The 2,727-nt window shown below is 68.3% G+C and carries 3 protein-coding genes and 1 tRNA gene; 2 read left to right on the forward strand and 2 right to left on the reverse strand.

Going from position 1 to position 2,727, the window contains the following annotated elements:
- Positions 1 to 1,418: ABC transporter ATP-binding protein (locus tag K8V84_RS13020; RefSeq protein ID WP_304074498.1), on the reverse strand; the 1,418-nt coding region annotated here is incomplete at its 3' end.
- Between the two features lie 138 nt (positions 1,419 to 1,556).
- Here K8V84_RS13020 and K8V84_RS13025 point away from each other — a divergent pair.
- Complete coding sequence (locus K8V84_RS13025; RefSeq protein WP_304074496.1) at positions 1,557 to 2,144, forward strand: TetR/AcrR family transcriptional regulator; 588 nt, start codon at positions 1,557 to 1,559, stop codon at positions 2,142 to 2,144.
- A gap of 44 nt (positions 2,145 to 2,188) precedes the next feature.
- Here K8V84_RS13025 and K8V84_RS13030 read toward each other — a convergent pair whose 3' ends face one another.
- Complete coding sequence (locus tag K8V84_RS13030) at positions 2,189 to 2,482, reverse strand: co-chaperone GroES (protein ID WP_304074500.1); 294 nt, start codon at positions 2,480 to 2,482, stop codon at positions 2,189 to 2,191.
- Between the two features lie 171 nt (positions 2,483 to 2,653).
- Here K8V84_RS13030 and K8V84_RS13035 point away from each other — a divergent pair.
- Positions 2,654 to 2,726, forward strand: a tRNA-Ala gene (locus K8V84_RS13035).
- Position 2,727: the final 1 nt, after the last annotated feature.

Here is a 2,727-nt window from a genome sequence, read left to right on the forward strand (position 1 = left end):
GAGTTGGAGTCGAGAGGGGTGTCCAGGCCCTGTTCCAGCGAGCCGACCTTGTCGGCCAGGCGTACCTCGTCGAGGACCCGGCGCAGCTCCTCCTCACCGGCCTCGGGTCGGGTGAACAGTAGGTTGTCGCGGATGGTGCCCGGCACCACCGGGGTGTCCTGCTCCACGTAGGAGAAGCGCGCCCGGACCTGCTGCGGGGAGAGCTCGCGGTACGGTCTGCCCTCCAACAACAGCTCGCCGTGCTCGGGTTCGAGGAAGCGCAGCAACAACGACAGCACCGTGGTCTTGCCGGCGCCGGACGGGCCGACGATGGCGGTGTGCCCATGTGGGGGGACGGTGACGTCGACCTCTTCCAGGGCGGCCTCCGCTCCCGGGGCGTATCGGGCGGTGACCCCGCGCAGCTCCAACAACGGACTCCCGTGACCGTTCTCGGAGACCGGGACGAGGGGGCGATCGGAGGGGGAACCGACCGGGGCCTCGGCCGTGGGTTCGAGGGGGACGGCCTCCACCTCGCGGATGCGCTTGGCGGCGGCGATGCCCGACTGCAGCGTGGTGACGCTCTGGGAGAGCTCCATGACCGGGGTCATCAGGGTGAACGCGTAGAGCAGGAAAGCCACCAGGGTGGAGACGGTGATCTCCCCGGAGGCCACCCGCAGCGCGCCCAGCCCGAGGATCGCGATGATCGACAGCTGGATCCCGCCGAAGGCGATCGTCCAGGCCAGGGCCTCCCGGCGCACCGAGCGGATACCGTGCGCGGCGGCGTCCCGGGCGTGGCCCAGGATCTGGTCGCCCAGACGCTCCTCGGCGCGGCTCACCTTGACGGTGCGGATCGCCCGCAGGGACCCTTCGAGGACCCCGCCCATCAGGCCGAGTGAGTTCTGCGCCCTCTCCTGTGCCTTGGCCAGGGCGGGCATCAGGGTGAGGAACAGGACCGTCACGACGGCCACCGCGGTCGCGGTCACCGCGAGTAGGACCAGGTCCAGCACACCCATCATGACGAGAGTGCCGACCAGCAGGACACCACCGTTGATCAGGCTGATCACGCTGCTGGACGCGGCCTCGCGCAGCAGGACGGTGTCGGAGGTGGCCCGGGTGACGAGTTCCCCGGAAGGGCGTTCGGACAGCGGTTGCATGGCCGCCCTGAAGTAGCGGCGCACCAGGGACGTGCGCGCGTCCAGCACCACCTTCTCCGCGACCGTGCCCAACACGATCCAGTGCCACAACCCGAACACCATGCCGCTGACGAACAGGCACAGCAGGATCGTCACCGGCATCGCCAGGCCGCCGGCCTCGGACACCGTGTCCAGGACCAGCTTGATCACCATCGGGTTGGCCAGTTCCAGGGCCGACCCCAGCAGGGCCAACACGAGGCCGAGCAGGAGTTCGCGTCGGTGAGGTCGGACGAAGGACCAGAGCACCCGCAGCTGGGCGAAGCGTGGTTCAGGGGAGGGCGAGGATCGGGAGTCGGATGTCGAGGATTGATCAACCATGGTCTGAATTAGGTCATGAGTGACCGATTATTGTCAACCAAGTACCGATCCACCTAGGATGAAGACATGGTGAAGAGCGCTCCCACAGAGGAAGAGACAAGGACTCGCGCACGCACCCGCCGCGCGATCCTGGAGGCCGCCGTCGACGTCCTGACGGAGAATCGGTCCGCCCCGCTGTCACGGGTGGCGACCCGGGCAGGGGTCGCCCGTAGCACCCTGCAGCGCTACTTCCCCGAACGCGCCGACCTCGTCGCGGCACTGGAGGGCTACGCCAACGAACTCGCGGACGAGGCCACCGCGCGCGCCCGCACCACCGAGGGCACCGCCATCGAGGCCTTCTCCCGCCTGGCCTCCGAGTACTTCGGGCTGATCAAGGTCATCATGCTCTCCGTCGGTGGCGAGGAGACGACCGACGGGCACGACGAGGAGCAGTGCGGCCCCAGCGACCTCGCGCTCTACGAACTCATCGAACGCGGCCACGAGGACGGCACCATCGACCCGCGCGTCACGCCCTTGTGGGCCCAACAGCACCTGTGGGCCACCCTCTACGCCGGTTGGACCTACACCGGCGTCGCGAAGGTGCCCGTCTTCGAGGCGCACAACATGTGCCTGCTGTCCCTGGTCAAAGCGGTCGGCCGCGAACCCCGAGCATGAGGAGGGCCGGGGCCCACCACCGGGCCCCGGCCCCGGAACGACGGCTAAAGGTACAGGCCGGTGCCCCGCTCGGGGGCCTCGTTCGCGATCGCGTGCACGTCCCGCTCCCGCAGAATGACGTACCGCTCGCCGTTCAACTCGACCTCGCCCTGCTCCTCCGGATCGAAGAGCACACGATCACCGGTCTTCACATGGCGGGCGCCGGTCCCCGCACCACGGACCTCGCCCCAGGCCAGCCGCGTCGCCAACTTCACCGTGTCCGGGATGACCAGACCCGCGCTGCTGCGCCGCTCACTCTTGTCCGGGATCGCCTTGACCAACAGGCGATCGTGGAGCATCTGGATTTCAAGCTTGGATTCGGGCACGCCCCTAGGATATTCGCCCCCACAACGGACCGACCCACCCAGAGCGTCACCAGAAGGACGGCCGACGTTCGCCCCCGGTTCGACCCACCCTTGGAATCCGGTACAGTATTCACATGCCGAACGGGGAAACCGTCCGGCAGACCAGGGGCTATGGCGCAGTTGGTAGCGCGCCTCCATGGCATGGAGGAGGTCTGGGGTTCGAATCCCCATAGCTCCAC

Origin of the sequence: Nocardiopsis listeri, assembly GCF_020741345.1 — a bacterium.
In the GTDB taxonomy this organism is placed as follows: Bacteria; Actinomycetota; Actinomycetes; order Streptosporangiales; family Streptosporangiaceae; genus Nocardiopsis; species Nocardiopsis listeri_A.